15 protein-coding genes are annotated in these 15,519 nt (G+C 37.5%); 4 read left to right on the top strand and 11 right to left on the bottom strand.

The genetic code is table 11. The annotated features are described in order from the left end of the window. Position 1 precedes the first annotated feature (1 nt). From BTR42_RS03610 to BTR42_RS03585, 6 genes are all read right to left on the bottom strand, one after another. Positions 2-1,282 carry a cell division protein FtsQ/DivIB gene (locus BTR42_RS03610; RefSeq protein WP_077496454.1) on the bottom strand — a complete coding sequence of 427 codons (1,281 nt, stop codon included), beginning with the start codon at positions 1,280-1,282 and terminating at the stop codon, positions 2-4. Further along, the gene (locus BTR42_RS03605) at positions 1,283-2,359 is read right to left on the bottom strand and encodes a UDP-N-acetylglucosamine--N-acetylmuramyl-(pentapeptide) pyrophosphoryl-undecaprenol N-acetylglucosamine transferase (protein ID WP_077496452.1); all 1,077 of its coding nucleotides are present in this window, start codon (positions 2,357-2,359) and stop codon (positions 1,283-1,285) included. A gap of 2 nt (positions 2,360-2,361) precedes the next feature. Then, complete coding sequence (murD, locus tag BTR42_RS03600; RefSeq protein ID WP_014619977.1) at positions 2,362-3,717, bottom strand: UDP-N-acetylmuramoyl-L-alanine--D-glutamate ligase; 1,356 nt, start codon at positions 3,715-3,717, stop codon at positions 2,362-2,364. Between the two features lie 122 nt (positions 3,718-3,839). Further along, positions 3,840-4,112 (bottom strand): DUF3165 family protein, encoded by a 273-nt coding sequence (locus BTR42_RS03595; RefSeq protein WP_003063692.1) that lies wholly within the window; start codon positions 4,110-4,112, stop codon positions 3,840-3,842. 255 nt (positions 4,113-4,367) lie between these two features. Continuing rightward, positions 4,368-6,212 (bottom strand): translational GTPase TypA, encoded by a 1,845-nt coding sequence (gene typA, locus BTR42_RS03590; protein WP_009853688.1) that lies wholly within the window; start codon positions 6,210-6,212, stop codon positions 4,368-4,370. Between the two features lie 126 nt (positions 6,213-6,338). Then, positions 6,339-7,199: an AraC family transcriptional regulator gene (locus BTR42_RS03585; protein ID WP_013642812.1), complete on the bottom strand. Its 861-nt coding sequence runs from the start codon at positions 7,197-7,199 to the stop codon at positions 6,339-6,341. A gap of 125 nt (positions 7,200-7,324) precedes the next feature. Between BTR42_RS03585 and BTR42_RS03580 the strand changes: the two genes are divergently transcribed. The 3 genes from BTR42_RS03580 to BTR42_RS03570 are packed head-to-tail and all read left to right on the top strand — an operon-like array spanning position 7,325 to position 11,279. Next, positions 7,325-8,629, top strand: coding sequence for a PTS sugar transporter subunit IIC (locus BTR42_RS03580; RefSeq protein WP_077496450.1), 1,305 nt, complete (start codon positions 7,325-7,327; stop codon positions 8,627-8,629). Then, positions 8,622-9,062 (top strand): hypothetical protein, encoded by a 441-nt coding sequence (locus BTR42_RS03575; protein WP_009853685.1) that lies wholly within the window; start codon positions 8,622-8,624, stop codon positions 9,060-9,062. Before BTR42_RS03580 ends, BTR42_RS03575 begins: the two co-directional genes overlap by 8 nt. Positions 9,063-9,071: 9 nt before the next feature. After that, positions 9,072-11,279 (top strand): alpha-galactosidase, encoded by a 2,208-nt coding sequence (locus BTR42_RS03570; protein WP_077496448.1) that lies wholly within the window; start codon positions 9,072-9,074, stop codon positions 11,277-11,279. Positions 11,280-11,366: 87 nt separating this feature from the next. On the opposite strand, the gene BTR42_RS03565 is transcribed toward BTR42_RS03570, so the two are convergent. The 5 genes from BTR42_RS03565 to BTR42_RS03545 all read right to left on the bottom strand — a co-directional run bounded on the left by BTR42_RS03565 (position 11,367) and on the right by BTR42_RS03545 (position 14,691). Then, positions 11,367-12,413 (bottom strand): hypothetical protein, encoded by a 1,047-nt coding sequence (locus BTR42_RS03565; RefSeq protein ID WP_077496446.1) that lies wholly within the window; start codon positions 12,411-12,413, stop codon positions 11,367-11,369. 14 nt (positions 12,414-12,427) lie between these two features. Further along, complete coding sequence (locus tag BTR42_RS03560; RefSeq protein WP_003063685.1) at positions 12,428-12,808, bottom strand: rhodanese-like domain-containing protein; 381 nt, start codon at positions 12,806-12,808, stop codon at positions 12,428-12,430. 10 nt (positions 12,809-12,818) lie between these two features. Then, the gene (locus BTR42_RS03555) at positions 12,819-13,787 is read right to left on the bottom strand and encodes an ROK family glucokinase (protein WP_009853682.1); all 969 of its coding nucleotides are present in this window, start codon (positions 13,785-13,787) and stop codon (positions 12,819-12,821) included. Further along, positions 13,780-13,989, bottom strand: coding sequence for a YqgQ family protein (locus BTR42_RS03550; protein ID WP_012961615.1), 210 nt, complete (start codon positions 13,987-13,989; stop codon positions 13,780-13,782). Before BTR42_RS03550 ends, BTR42_RS03555 begins: the two co-directional genes overlap by 8 nt. Positions 13,990-14,160: 171 nt before the next feature. Beyond that, complete coding sequence (locus tag BTR42_RS03545) at positions 14,161-14,691, bottom strand: Dps family protein (protein WP_009853672.1); 531 nt, start codon at positions 14,689-14,691, stop codon at positions 14,161-14,163. A 129-nt stretch (positions 14,692-14,820) separates the two neighbouring features. Between BTR42_RS03545 and BTR42_RS03540 the strand changes: the two genes are divergently transcribed. Further along, positions 14,821-15,471: a prepilin peptidase gene (locus BTR42_RS03540; RefSeq protein ID WP_061458947.1), complete on the top strand. Its 651-nt coding sequence runs from the start codon at positions 14,821-14,823 to the stop codon at positions 15,469-15,471. Positions 15,472-15,519: the final 48 nt, after the last annotated feature.

Here is a 15,519-nt window from a genome sequence, read left to right as displayed (position 1 = left end):
TTTATTGTTGACCAACCTGCATACCAGATGTCATATTATTCGGATTTTCCTCTGTAGTAGGGTTATTATCGCTAGCACCATCTACTGCAAATGCTTCTGTTGATACTTCTGTATCACTTGATTCTGTCTGAGTTTCCTCACTAGATTCTGTTGTTGATTCGGTATCGCTAGACTCTGTATTTTCATCACTTGATTCTGAGCTAGCACTTTCTTTTTCAGCGGCAGCTTCGGACTCAATAGTTTCTGTCGTTGTGTAAATACCGACTTCCATATCAACAATGCTGGCTTCTGTCAGATTTCCCTTAATTTTCGTGTAGTAAGGTAATTTCTCAACAATTTCTGACAATGGTACACGAACAGTATTGCCATCATGCATTTCCAAAAGAAGTAAATCAGCTGTCGTCGAAGAATTCGCAGAGCTAACAATTTGAATTTGGCTAACCAAATCTTTATCTAGTTTTGAAAAAGCTTTTATCAATTTTTGAATATCGCTTTCAGAAGAAAGATTGATAGTCAGGAAAGTATCAGGTAATTCAGACGCCCCAACAACATCAAGGTGAGTTCCGTTTTCAAGAATTGGTTGGTAGCCATCATCCGTCTGGGCATAAGCCACAATATCATATTCTTTCACTTTTATCGTGAATTTATTCGGAAAATGATAAACGATTTTTGCTTCTTTGACCATTTTATCGTTTTTCAAAATGCTTTTTTCATACGCTGAATGGTTAAAAATCAGCGAGAAGAAATAATCTGAGCTTTTTATGCCCGACGCAGTCAAAACAGCATCAGAAGTTGTTGTTGATGTTCCCGAAACTGTGACTGTTTTTTGCTTGCTAATAGGCGTTACCAAAAAGAGCGATATTAGCAAAACTGCACCAGCAACAATAAGAACAGGATAAGCACGACGTCTCGCTTTTTGAAGTGGCGTGAGCTCCTTTTTCTCTTTTTTCTTTTTTTCTTTTCTGGCTTTTTTAGCTTGTTTTACTTTTTGTTTTTTCTCTTTTTTAGAAACAATTTCTTGTTCGTCAGCATCACCGTTGGTTGTCGCTTTGTCAGCTTTCTTTTCAGACTGGGAGTCTTTTTCTTCCTCGTCGTCATCTTCTTTTTTGACATGCGGCGTGCGTTCTAAACGTAATTTTTCTTGACGTTTCTTTTTCTCAGCTTCTTCAGCTTCTTTTTTCTTCAGAAATTCAATATTGCGTTTTTGCCATTCTGTCAGCGCAAGCTTTTCGTCATTTTGAGTTTTAGATTCTTTTTTATCTTGCTCTTTCTCTTTTGTCATTTACATTCCTTTTGCGGTTTTAGAGATGTCTTGCGTGATGAGATGATAAAATTCATCTTGTGATTTGATTTCGTTTGAAGTCGCCATTGCTGTTTTATAACTATCTTCGTGAGCAAAAAGTTGAGCTAATTCTTCTTCAAGATTAGTAAAGGTTAATTTTTCTTCAGCAAGCTGACGAGCATAGCCTTTTTTCTCAAAATAAGCTGCATTCTCTAATTGGTCACCACGACTGGCTTCTTTTCCAAGAGGAACAATCAAGTGCAATTTGTGCATTGCAACCAATTCAAAGATAGTATTTGAACCACCTCGTGTCACAACCACATCAGCCATATCCATCAAAGGTTGATAAAGGTCTGTGACGTAGTCAACACGATAGAGGTTTTGACTTAAACCATTCAAACGTTTATCCCCTGAAATGTTGATAACATTGAAATGCTCGATTAATTCAGGAGTATTAGTGATGAAATCATTAAAAACACGTGCCCCAGCAGAACCACCAATAAACAAAAGTGTTTTCAAATTAGGGTCAAAATGATTTTTTATCTCTTCAATTTTACTGTCATCATAGTCAACTTTACTGCCGACTTTTGTAATCGCTCCAACATGTTTTGCTTTTGCTAAGCCTTCAGCTTGTTCAAAAGTTGTGTACATTGTTGTCGCAAATTTATAGGCGATTTTATTTGCCAAGCCCATAGACAAATCAGATTCATGAACAAATACAGGAACGCCTAACGTCTTAGCAGCAATGACTGGTGGAACTGACACAAATCCTCCTTTTGAAAAGAGGGCTTGTGGTCGAATTTTAGCAATAATTACCAATGATTGTAGAATTCCAAATGATACTTTGAAAACGTCAAGCATGTTTTGCCATGAGAAATAACGTCTTAATTTTCCTGTTGCAATGGAATGGAAAGTCACATCAAGACCTGATTTGGTGATTTGTTCATGCTCAATGCCATTTTTGTCGCCAATGTAATGAACTTCCCAACCGTCTTTGATAAATTTTGGGATAAGAATAAGGTTCAACGTCACATGACCAACGGTTCCACCGCCAGTAAAGACAATTTTCTTAGCCATGTTTATTCTCCTTTAATTGCTTCAAAGGTTGCGATAAATTCGTCACCACGAACTTCAAAGCTCTTGTACATATCCCAGCTAGCATTAGCAGGGCTTAAGAGAACAACATCACCAGCTTCAGCTTTGTCATAAGCAATGCGAGCAGCGTCTGCAACGTCTTTGGCATCAACATATGGAACATTTGCTTTGTCAGCTGCACGTTTGACACGCGGAGCTGATTCACCAAGGATAACCATTAATTTAACCCCAGTAATATCTGGAACAAGTTCGTCAAATTCATTTCCACGGTCAAGGCCACCAGCGATTAAAATCACTTTTGAATTATCAAAGCCTGAAAGGGCTTTTTGAGTTGCTAAAATATTAGTTGATTTTGAATCGTTGTAGAATTTAACACCATTAATCCCACCAAGTGCTTGAAGACGATGTTTTACGCCACCAAAATGAGTCAAGGTTTCTTTGATAGCATCATTTGCGATTCCTGATAATTTTGCTACGGCAATAGTTGCCAAAGCATTTTCTACATTATGGCTACCTGGCACACCGATTTCTGAAGCTTTCATGATAGCTTCACCTTTGAAATACAACGTATCACCGTCTAAGTAAGCACCGTCAACTTTTTCAGTTGTAGAAAATGGAACGACTTGGGCAGCTGTTTTTTGTGCCAATTCTTTTGCCAAATCTTGGTTGAAATTAAGCACGACGAAATCATCAGCAGTCATATTCTTTTGAATGTTCCATTTTGCTGCAACATACTCTTCAAAAGTTCCATGATAGTCAATGTGAGTTGGCATAAGGTTAGTAATAACAGCGATATGTGGGTGGAAAGTATCTGTTCCCATTAATTGGAAAGAAGACAATTCCATAACCAAAATGTCTTTATCTGTTGCTGTTTGCGCAACTTCTGAAGCAGGAAAACCGATATTTCCTGAAAGAAGCCCAGATTTACCACCGTTATTAAGTGTTTCAGCAATCATGGTTGTTGTCGTTGTTTTACCATTTGAACCAGTAATTCCAATGATTGGGGCATCTGAAATCATGTAAGCTAGCTCAACTTCTGTGATAACTGGAATATTTTTTTCGATAGCACGTGCTACCATTGGATTATCGTATCGAATACCTGGGTTTTTAACCATTAATTCAAAATTTTCATCCAAAAGTTCCAACGGGTGGCTACCACAGATAACTTTGATTCCTTCTTCAAGCAGTGATTGTGCAGCAGGATTTTCATCGAATGGTTTACCGTCATTGACAGTAACGATAGCGCCCAATTTTTCAAGGAGTCGTGCTGCGGCTTCACCAGATTTTGCCAAACCAAGTACCAAAACTTTTTTATTTTCAAATGTTTTAATTGTTTTCATCATACATCCATTCTAACATTGCAAGTATAATAATATTCTACATTTATTTAAGGTGTTTTTCAATATTTTACGACATTTCCCGCCACAAAGCTGACCAAGATACGAAAAAAGCTGAGTATCCCTCAGCTTTTCTTGCTATAATGCTTTTTTTCATCTTTCTTAGACGGTAAGCGATAGACATCTCTTATGGCGAAGAATCCTAAGGCAACCATAGCAAGTCCAAGAAAGATTTCTGGTGGTGATTGCATAATTTTGACAAAACTCATAGCTGCCAAAACGAGCAATAAAGCTACTGCTCCCACCATACCAATCATATTTAAAGTGCTGCGAATTGTTTTTGGAGCCATGAAAAAATAATACGAAACAATCAAAATAGCAACGATTAAATAAAACATTCATAACTCCTTTCTTTTACAATTCAATTTATCAGTTTTAAACTGTTTTGTTATTCGCTTCGCCCTTTCATTTTTAAGCGAAACTTCGATTTAATCTAACAGATTTCCTCGCTTTTTTGTTTTTAGGCTCGGACCTAAAACAGTCCTCTGGACTTCTTCGCTTACTTATTTTTAGGCGAAGACTTGATTTAATCTAACAGATTTCCTCGCTTTTTCGTTTTTAGGCTCGGACCTAAAACAGTCCTCTGGACTGTTTTACTCCTCTGCAGATTTTTTCTTCTTAGCTGCTTTAGCGCGCAAGTTTTTATCAAGGATTTGTTTACGCAAGCGGATTGATTCTGGTGTTACTTCCATGTATTCGTCATCGTTCAAGAATTCAAGTGATTCTTCAAGCGTCAAGATACGTGGTGTTTTGATAACAGCAGTTTGGTCTTTCGTAGCTGAACGGACGTTAGTCATTTGTTTAGCTTTAGTGATGTTAACTGTCAAGTCGTTTTCACGTGAGTTTTCACCGATAATCATTCCTTCGTAAACTTCAGTACCTGGGTTAACGAAGATTGTACCGCGTTCTTCAACAGACATGATTGAGTATGTTGTTGCTTTACCAGTATCGATAGATACAAGAGCACCACGACGACGTCCACCAATTTCTGCATTGATAACTGGCAAGTATTGGTCGAATGTGTGGTTCATGATACCGTAACCGTGAGTCATTGAAAGGAATTCAGTTGGGTATCCGATAAGTCCACGTGCTGGTGCCAAGAATACAAGACGTGTTTGACCATTACCAGTTGATTGCATATCAAGCATTTCACCTTTACGTTCTGATAATGATTGGATAACTGAACCTTGGTATTCTTCTGGTGTATCGATTTGAACACGTTCGAATGGTTCGCATTTCACGCCGTCAATTTCTTTGATGATAACTTCTGGACGTGATACTTGAAGTTCATATCCTTCACGACGCATTGTTTCGATAAGGATAGACAAGTGCAATTCACCACGACCTGATACAGTCCATTTATCTGGTGAATCAGTTGCTTCAACACGAAGTGATACGTCAGTTTGCAATTCAGCAAGCAAGCGTTCTTCAACTTTACGAGATGTAACGAATTTACCTTCACGACCTGCAAATGGTGAGTTATTTGCCAAGAATGTCATTTGAAGTGTTGGTTCGTCAATGTGAAGAATTGGAAGCGGTTCAACGCAATCTGTTGGAGTGATTGTTTCACCAACGAAGATGTCTTCCATACCAGAGATAGCAATCAAATCACCAGCTTTTGCTTCTTGGATTTCACGACGTTCAAGTCCGAAGAAACCAAATAATTTAGTAACACGGAAGTTTTTAGTTGTACCGTCAAGTTTTGAAAGAGTAACTTGGTCACCAACTTTAACAGTACCGCGGAAAATACGTCCGATACCGATACGTCCAACGAAATCATTGTAATCAAGAAGTGACACTTGGAATTGAAGTGGTTCTTCTGAGTTATCAACTGGCGCTGGAATATGGTCAATGATAGTGTCAAAGACTGGAGCCATTGTGTGTTCTTGATCAGCTGGGTCATCTGAAAGTGATGATGTACCGTTGATAGCTGATGCGTAAACAACTGGGAATTCTAATTGGTCATCGTCAGCACCAAGTTCGATGAAGAGTTCAAGAACTTCATCAACAACTTCTGCTGGGCGAGCTGATGGTTTATCAATTTTGTTAACAACAACGATTGGTGTTAAGTTTTGTTCAAGAGCTTTTTTCAACACGAAACGTGTTTGAGGCATAGTTCCTTCGTAAGCATCGACAACAAGCACAACACCGTCAACCATTTTCATGATACGTTCAACTTCTCCACCGAAGTCCGCGTGTCCTGGTGTGTCCATGATATTGATACGAACACCGTTGTAAGCAACTGCAGTATTTTTAGCAAGGATTGTAATACCACGTTCTTTTTCAAGATCGTTTGAGTCCATTGCACGTTCTTGCAATTCTTTACGTTCGTCAAGTGTGTGTGATTGTTTCAATAATTCATCAACAAGGGTTGTTTTCCCGTGGTCAACGTGGGCGATAATCGCCACGTTACGAATATCTTCTCTTAATTTAGTCATGATTCCTCGATTTTTTAAATTTATTCTAACTTTTGAATTATACCACAAATCCTATGAAAAAACAGCGATAAAACAAGTGTAAATGTTTTCAGACACGGATTTAGCTACTATAGTATGTAAAAAGTATTATTTTAATAAAAATTCATATTGCTGTCTGTCTTGAACATTGACTTCAACTTGACGGTATTTTTCTGGAGAATATCCTGTCCATTTTTTAAAAAACTTAGAGAAATATAATGGGTCTGAAAATCCAATGGAACACGCAATGACATTGACTGGTAATTCCGTTTTTGTTAATAATTCTTTGGCATTCTCAATTCGCAAATGTGATAGATATTGCTTTAAGCTGACGCCTGTTTTTTGTTTGAATAAACGAGCTAAGTAAGAGCGATTGAGGTTAAGGTAATCAGCTATTTCCTGAACTTTAATCGGCTTATCTAAATTGAGATTGCAATAAGCGACAGCTTCCTTGATGTAAGACAAATCATCTTTTTTATCTTGAGATTGATGATTTGGGAAATTTTCAATCAAGAAAGCAAATAAGTCATAAATAGCACGATTAGCTTTAAGTTCTCTCAATAAAACTGGCTCATTTGTTGCCTTAAAGAATTGATTATAAATCTTGACCAAGCGTTCGTCTTTATCATAATGAAACACTGGCTTTTCAAGCAAAGTCGTACAATCAAGATAGTGTTCAATTTTTGCTCCTTGAACACCTATCCAAGCATAGCACCACGGTTCTTTTTTATCAGCTTCATAATAAATTTCCTCACCTGGTTTCATTAAAAAGGCATCGCCTGTTGATAACTCATATGTTTGATGATTAACTCTGAAAATCCCTTTACCAGCTGTAATGTAATGAATCATATAACTTTTTCTGACGGCAGGTCCATAAAAATGCCCAGAATCACATTCCTCATAGCCGTAATTATAAAGCATCACATCTACATTTTGATAACAGTCATTAGAATAATTAATAATTTTCATTACTTTCTCCAAAAGTCACAAAATTCCATAAATAAAAAACGAAAATCCATATCTTTATATATTATAAACGTTTACAATAATTTTGTGAATTAAAAAAATATCCATTTTACTTTAGGAGGTTACTTATGTCTTTAACTGACAAAATCACGCAAAAAATGATGCCACTGGCTACGGCTATTTGCGAAAACAAGCATCTAACCAGCTTACGTGATGGTTTTATGGTTGCTTTCCCAGCCACAATGTTTGCATCTATTATGATGATTATCCAAAATTTACCCGCTACCTTTGGATTCGACAAATTTTTACCTGACGGTTTCATAACCTTTTTGAACGATTTTTTTGGTCCAATCGGAAATGCAACAATGAATGTCACAGCATTATTTGTTACTTTTGGTGTTGGTTATCATTTTGCTAAATATCTTAAATGCTCAAAGATTTATGCTGGTGCTGTTAGTTTAGCCTCTTTCCTACTACTTCTTCCATTTAAAACAGTAAAAGGTCAAGTTTACATGCCGACAGCAAAGCTTGGCTCTCAAGGAATGATTGTAGCCATCCTAACTGGATTTTTAGCGACAGCCATTTTTGCTTACCTAGAAAATAAAAAAATTACCATAAAAATGCCAAAACAAGTCCCACCTGGGATAGCAACATCATTTACGTCTATTATCCCAAGTGCGGCAGCTCTATTGATTTTCAATACCATTCGTTACCTCTTTACCTTTACAAGTTGGGGCAATGCTTTTGATTGCTTATTTAATGTTTTACAACAACCTTTAGTTGGTCTTGGAACAAGCTTGCCTGCTACTCTCGTTGCCGTTGTCGCTGCCCAACTCCTTTGGTGGTTTGGAGTTCATGGTCAAATGATTGTTGGCGCCATTACTGAGCCACTACTGCAAACATCAAACCTCGAAAATTATGCTGCCTTCCAAGCTGGAAAACCGTTGCCGCACATCATCTGTTCGACTTTCATGGGAATTTTCCCACTTATTGGTGGTAACGGAATGACTCTGGGTGTTGTTCTGATATCACTTTTCCTAGCACGCTCACTTCGCCTAAAAAGCACAATGAAAATGGTAGCTGTTCCTGCTTTCTTCAATATTTCTGAACCGATTACTTTTGGACTTCCAATTGTTTTAAATCCAATGGTACTCATCCCTTGGATTTTGGCTCCTGTTGTGACCGTGTTAACGTCATACTATGCTATTTATCTTGGTTTTGTTCCTCGTCCAATTGGTGTCACTATTGTTTGGACAACACCTGTTTTCCTTTCAGGCTGGATTGGAACAGCCTCTATTGCTGGTGGGATTTTACAACTGGTTAACGTGGCAGTTTCTATTGCGATTTGGCTTCCATTCATGATGGCAATTGACAAAACATATCTCGCTGATGAAGCTAATCCTGTAACAGAAAGCGTGGCAGAAAATGATTGAAAACACCGTATTAAGCTACTCTAAACAAATTGATTGTCCTGTTGAGGTGATTTATCAAGAAGTCATTGAGGAAACACTACAATTTTTCAAATACTACGATAACCACATCACCCAACTTCAGGAACAGATGACAATCAAGAAACCATTTTACACTAAAACAACTAAAGAAAGAGTTTGGGGTAAAACAACCATCATTGAAATGAAAGAAAATCACTCTTTAAAACTGTCAAGTAGTTACGCTGGTGGCAATATTTTACAATGTTTTCTTTTTGAGACAGTTAATGGTAAGACAAAAATCGAGTATCAAGAAGCTAATAGTTTCACTGATAAAAGCAAGCAAGTTAATTTCTTTATTGTCTCGTTATTATACCGCTTTGTTTTCAAATACAAAGCAGCCAAACGTCTCAAGTACATTGCCACAAAGGTTGCTTAGGGGGTATTCATGTCAATTACAAAAATAAACAATATTTTTCACTTGTCAAATACTGATATGAGTTACCTCATCAAAATCATGCCAAATGGACAACTTGAACAACTGTATTTTGGTCCAACATTAGTGCTAAAAGAAGATGACTTTTCCCTTTTAGAACACTCAGAAGGCAAAGCTGCTGGCACTGTTAAATATGCCAAAAATAGCAGTTTTACATTAGCTGATAAACATCAAGAATGTGCCCTTTATGGGACAACGGCTTTCCAAGAAGCTTCACTTGAAGTGACCGTCCATGATACCCCACACTATTTAGAGTTAAAATACCTTGATTACGATACTCAAAAAGAAAAGCTCTCCTATTCTGGACCACATGTCAGACTAAATGATGACGCTGAAATATTAAGCCTTAGGCTAGAAGATGCTGGGTTGCAATTACAAGTCACTTTAGAATATGTTTTTTTTAAAAAAGGAAAAAATATCAGCAAACGCGTCCTTATTAACAACAATGGACAACATGATATTGTCTTAACACGCGCACTCTCCTCAACCTTTTGGCTAGAAGATGCCAACGACTATCAAGCTTATCATTTTTCAGGTGCTTGGATTTCAGAACGTCAATTAAAAAAATACCCACTTCAACAAGGAAGTTTTAAAGTCGAAAGTTTAACTGGGACAAGTAGTCATCAACACAATCCCTTTGTCGCTATTGCCAAAAAAGAAACGACTTTTGACACAGGCATGTGTTATGGAGCAAACTTGGTTTATTCTGGTAATTTCATTCAACAAATCGATGTTAATGAATGGAATCAAGCAAGATTAATGAGTGGGATTTCACCTTATACTTTTTCTTGGCAACTAAAACCAAATGAAAATTTTGCAACACCGCAAACTGTTTTAAGTTTTAGTCAAGACGGTCTCAATGGCTTAGCACAAGAAAACGCTGATTTTATTTCTGAACATATCATTTCTCCATTCTGGACAAAACGAGAGCGACCAATTGTACTAAATAGCTGGGAGACTTACGTTTTTGATTTCGATGAAAACAAGCTTTTAACCCTTGCTAAAGAAGCCGTAGCATTGGGCATTGAATGTTTTGTCGTTGATGATGGTTGGTTTGCTAAACGCAACAACGACCGCTCATCATTAGGTGATTGGTACCCAAATCCTGAAAAATTTCCAAATGGATTACAAGTATTTGCCCAAAAAATTCACCAAATGGGGTTACAATTTGGTCTTTGGTTTGAACCCGAAATGGTTAACGAGGATACCGAGCTTTATCGTAAGCATCCTGATTGGATTGTTGAGCCACCACAAGGACGTTATTCATACGGTCGTGGTCAATTAGTGCTTGACTTTACCAATCCAGCTGTTGTCAAAAATATTTTTGAACAAATGTCTCGAATTATCGATGAAACACAACTAGATTATCTCAAATGGGATATGAACCGAAATTTAACCGAAGTTTATTCCAATTATCTCGCCAAAAACGGCATCAGACAAGGAGAATTTTTCCATCGCTATGTTCAAGGTGTTTATCAATTATACGAAAAATTACTTGAACGTTACCCAAATCTCCTCATTGAAGGTTGTGCATCAGGGGGCGGACGATTTGATTTAGGTATTCTTTATTATAGCCCTCAAATCTGGGTTAGCGACAATACCGATGCGATTGCCAGATTGGATATTCAAGAAAATACTGCTCTTGCCTACCCAATCACTTGCCTCTCTAACCACGTCTCTCAAGTTCCAAATGGTCAAATTCAACGTATTACCCCTTTAGAGACACGTTTCAACGTTGCTATTTTTGGAATTCTTGGCTATGAACTGGATTTATTAAGTTTAGACGAACACTCAAAAAATATTATAAAACAGCAGATTACACTGTACAAAAACCTTAGACATGACATCATGACTGGACGTTTCTACCAAGTTCTGAAGCGTCCAAACCAGCACATTTGGGCGCTTCAAAGTCCACAGATTATCTTGGTTGGGTACTTTTCAATCCTAGCTGATATTAATCAAAGTACCAGCAAAACATTCACCCTTCCTTTTGTAGATTCTAAAACTACATATGATATTGTGGACAATCAAACTGTCAGTGGCAGTCTGTTGAAATATCGTGGTATGCCTGTTCCAATCGCCCTAAACGGAACTAATCAAGAAACTGCTGCTTTGGTTGGTGATTTTCAATCAAAACTTCTCCTCCTCAGAAAACATTGATATCACCAATCTTCCTCTTTCCATAACCCAAAAAAGATGGGAACCACGTCCCATCTTTTGTTATGTTTTAACTATTTCAGCATTGTCTTATTCGACATAAGCGGTGCTGACAACGCTCCAATTTGTTGCTTCGAGTGTGCCTTGTTCAAGATAGCCGTCTGCATTAACACGATATAAGGCTAAACGTGTTTTTGAATCGCTGTTTTTACGGACACTAGCATAAACCAAATTGTCATCATATGCTTTGACATTTACAAAATAATTCTCTTTATCTTCATCAGATAATTGATTTTGCGAAGCATAAATGGCAAGAACCCAAGCTTCCACTTGCTCAGTCGTTAAATTTTTAGTATCAATGGCATCAGCAACAGCTGCTTGGTCGGTTGATACTAATTTGAGATTAGTATTTAACGAATAAGTGAATTTGCTAGAGGTTGTTGTCCAGAATTGTGGATAAATATAGCCATTTTTGACATAAATTCCCGAAGCAAATTTTGGTGTTGTTTGGTAACTACCACCGATACCACCAAAAATAAGTGCCCCGATGGCTTCACTATCACTTCCATCAGCAGGATAAAAACGATAGACACCTTGTGCCACTTCTTCATAACCAGAAACACGCTCTGTAACAATATAATTAGACTGATTTTTAGTCATTGTGCCATCTTCACTAATTGTCAGAATAACTCCGTCAAAATCAGCTGTTTTCCAATCTCCAACAAGCTCCGCAGGGACACCTTGTTTTATCGTTGAAGAGGTCTTGGTCTCGCTCGTGCTTGATGAACTTGAAGAACTAGATGTACTTGTTGACGTAGCCGTTGTAGATGGCGACCATTCCGCCTTATTATTGGCGGTTGTTTCGCGATTGAAAGCTGTGACGAGATACAAAATAATCAGAGCCAAGAAAACCAATGGACTGATTAAAAGAATCCTGATTAAACGACGTTTCTTGTTTTCTTGCAATTTTTCGATGTAAACATTGCGTAACGCTTCAAGTCTCTTTTTATCATCTTCGTCTGTTACTTGGCTTAATTCCAAATCCAATTGAAAAATCTGATTTTTGAGGTATTTTGATTTCAGGGCATCCTTACTCTCATCGTTTTTTCTCTTTAAATTTTCTTTTTCAAATTCCATATGTTGGTAAATGATTAACTTTCTTTAACTTTTCCTGTCCAGTAGTCAAAGCCATCTTTAAGAACATAAAGATTAGTGTAGCCTGCTTTTTTAAGTGTTCTAATAACACGTGGAAGTGCTGAACTTCTGCTACTATCGTATAAAAGAACAGGTTTATCTTTACGAATAGCAGACATTGAGAGTTGAATTTGACTAGCTGGAAGATTACGAGCTCCCATGATATGTTTTGTTTTGAAAGCGCCAGCCTCACGCACATCAATCAATTGACTTGTGTGAATCATGCTTTCAAACTCAGCATTATCAATAAATTTCGCTGCACGGCGGAGACTAAAATAAGTCCAAGCCATCCAAGCAACGATAGCAACTAAAATAACTAAAACGATAATCCAGTTCATGTTGCACCCCTTAATCTACAAATTGACTTGCAAGACTTGCTGCACCAATGATACCAGCATCATTTCCAAGTTCGGCAATTTTGATTTTTGTTGTTTTGCGCACTTGTGGGAAAGCGTAGCTGACAAAATATTTTTCAACGCGACTACGCAAGAATTCGCCTGCCGCTGAAACACCACCACCGATAACAACTGAATCTGGGTTCAAGATGTTTGCGATATTTGCTGTTGCTTGACCAAGATAGAAACCAACTTTTTCAACAACTGAATCGGCAAAATGGTCACCCGCTTCAGCAGCGACAAAGATGTCTTTACTTGTCACCGCATCACCATTGTCAATGGCAGCTTTGATGCTTGAATCACCTTCGTATTCTTCAGCCAAATGACGAGCCACACGCACAACACCTGTTGCTGAAGCAACTGTTTCTAGACAACCTTTGTTACCACAAGTACATTCAAATCCATCAACTGGTTCAACATTCATGTGACCAATTTCTCCACCAGCACCAGCGACACCGTGGATAAGGTTACCGTCAGCGATAACACCGCCACCAACACCAGTTCCAAGTGTTACAAAAACAACATCTGGATTGTTTGCGCCAGCACCTGTCCAACGTTCACCAAGTGCAGCTACGTTTGCATCGTTATCAATAGCAAATGGAATGCCAAGTTCACGTTCGATAACTGAACCGACTTCTTCAGTGTGTGCCCAGTTCAAGTTGAAAGCACCTGTAACTGTTTTTTTAGCGCGGTCAACAGCACCTGGAGACCCCATACCGATACCTACAAAATCATCTTTTGTCAAACCGTAAAGATTCAAACGGTGTTTAATTGATTCAACAATATCAGGGACAATGTGTTTACCATCTTCAAGGATATTCGTGTCAATTGCCCATTTTTCTTGCACTTCTCCCTCAAGTGTTAGGATACCGAATTTAATCGTTGTCCCACCAAGGTCAATCCCTAAAAGTTTTTTAGTCATTATTTTCTTTCTCCATTTCTAAACGGTGCTCACGTCGCAAAATCAATTCAGCTGTCAGGTAATCCGTCTTGTCAATCAACCCATTTTCATACAATTTTTCTAATTCCAGTTTCATGACTTCAATATCATAAAGACGCTTACCGATATAGACATAAATACCAAATCGTTTCAACAATTGTTGCACATCATATAATGTTTTCATATGAAGCATTTTATCAAAAAAAGCAAGCATTTTCAATAAGAATATGCAATCGGTTTCTCTGGTTTTTACATACTTTTAACATAAACTAAAAGCAGGTCATGCGACCTGCTTTGTTGTTTCTAGGCGAGTGAAAAAACGTCCACTGGACGTTTTTTTTATCTATTTTGAAAATTATTTGATTCCTGGTGCTTGTCCGCGTTCGGCTTGGAGCATCCAGATTGTCTTTTCAGCGTCTGCTTGGGCAGCTGTGAAAATATCGTTAGAAGGTGCGTCACCTTCTTCGTCAGTGACATCAAGCCCAACTTGGTAAAGTGCTGACAAGTAAGTATAAACGTCAACCAAACGTGCCAAATGTTCATCCATTGTTTTATCAAATGAACCAGTTGTTTCTTCAAGTTTAGAATTTTCGTCAAATTCTTTCAACGTTGAATATGGAGCACCACCGATTGTAATCAAACGTTCACTCATTTCGTCCAATGAAGCGTTAAGACCGTCCATCAATTCGTCCATTTTTGGATGCAAGTAATAGAAGCCTGCTCCACGCATATACCAATGAACTTGGTGAACAATTGAGGCAGCTTTTGACAAATCAGCAACCGCTTGGTTAAGAACAGCTTTTGTTTTAGCATTTTTAGCAGTTGATTTTTGTGAGATATTATGTGTTACAGATGCGTAAATGTTTTCAGTGATTGTTTGAGTCATAGTAAACCTCCTCGTCAAATGACATTTTAGGATTTCTCATCCTTTACTTTACAATGCTATTTTAGAATAATTCTAAATAAAGAGCAAATAATATGCTCACTTTTTTAATTATTTTTCGAATAAACTAGTATGGACATTTTATTATTCTTTTTTCTAGGGGCTTCTATTGCTTCTTTTCTTAGTTTAATCGTTGATCGATTTCCTGAAAAATCAATCATTTTTCCTGCCAGTCATTGTGATTCTTGTGGAAAACAACTTGCCGTTCGTGATTTGATTCCCATTTTTTCTCAACTGATAAATCATTCACGTTGTCGTTTTTGCCACACCAAAATTCCTTTCTGGTATGGGCTGTTAGAGCTTTATTTTGGGGTCATTGTCGTACTTTACTATTGCGCACTTCTCTCACTCGACCAAGTTTTTATCTTGTTTTTTAGCACAACTCTTAGTCTTTATGACTTGAAACGTCAAGAGTTTCCATTGTTGGTTTGGCTCCTTCCAAGTATTTTTTTGCTTTTTGTCACGCCGATTAATGCGCTAGCTATTATTCTTTTGGCTTTTGGGATAATGGCAGAGCTGATTGATTTGAAAATCGGTAGCGGTGATTTTTTCTACCTTGCCAGTTTGAGTCTGCTTCTTGACCTTCAAACTATTTTATGGATTATCGAGCTTGGCTCTCTTTCAGGTATTATTTACTACTTTTTCCAGACAAATAAACGGATTCCCTTTGTGCCATTTTTATTTTTAGGATACCTAATTTTGTTTATTTTTAACCATACTTAATTTTTTAATTAAATATGCTTTATTTTTTAAAATTTTCTGCTATAATAG

This window comes from Streptococcus gallolyticus subsp. gallolyticus DSM 16831 (genome assembly GCF_002000985.1).
GTDB classification, from domain to species: domain Bacteria; phylum Bacillota; class Bacilli; order Lactobacillales; family Streptococcaceae; genus Streptococcus; species Streptococcus gallolyticus.
The sequence above is the reverse complement of the archived record's forward strand: the minus strand, read 5'-3'. Positions and strand labels throughout refer to the sequence as shown.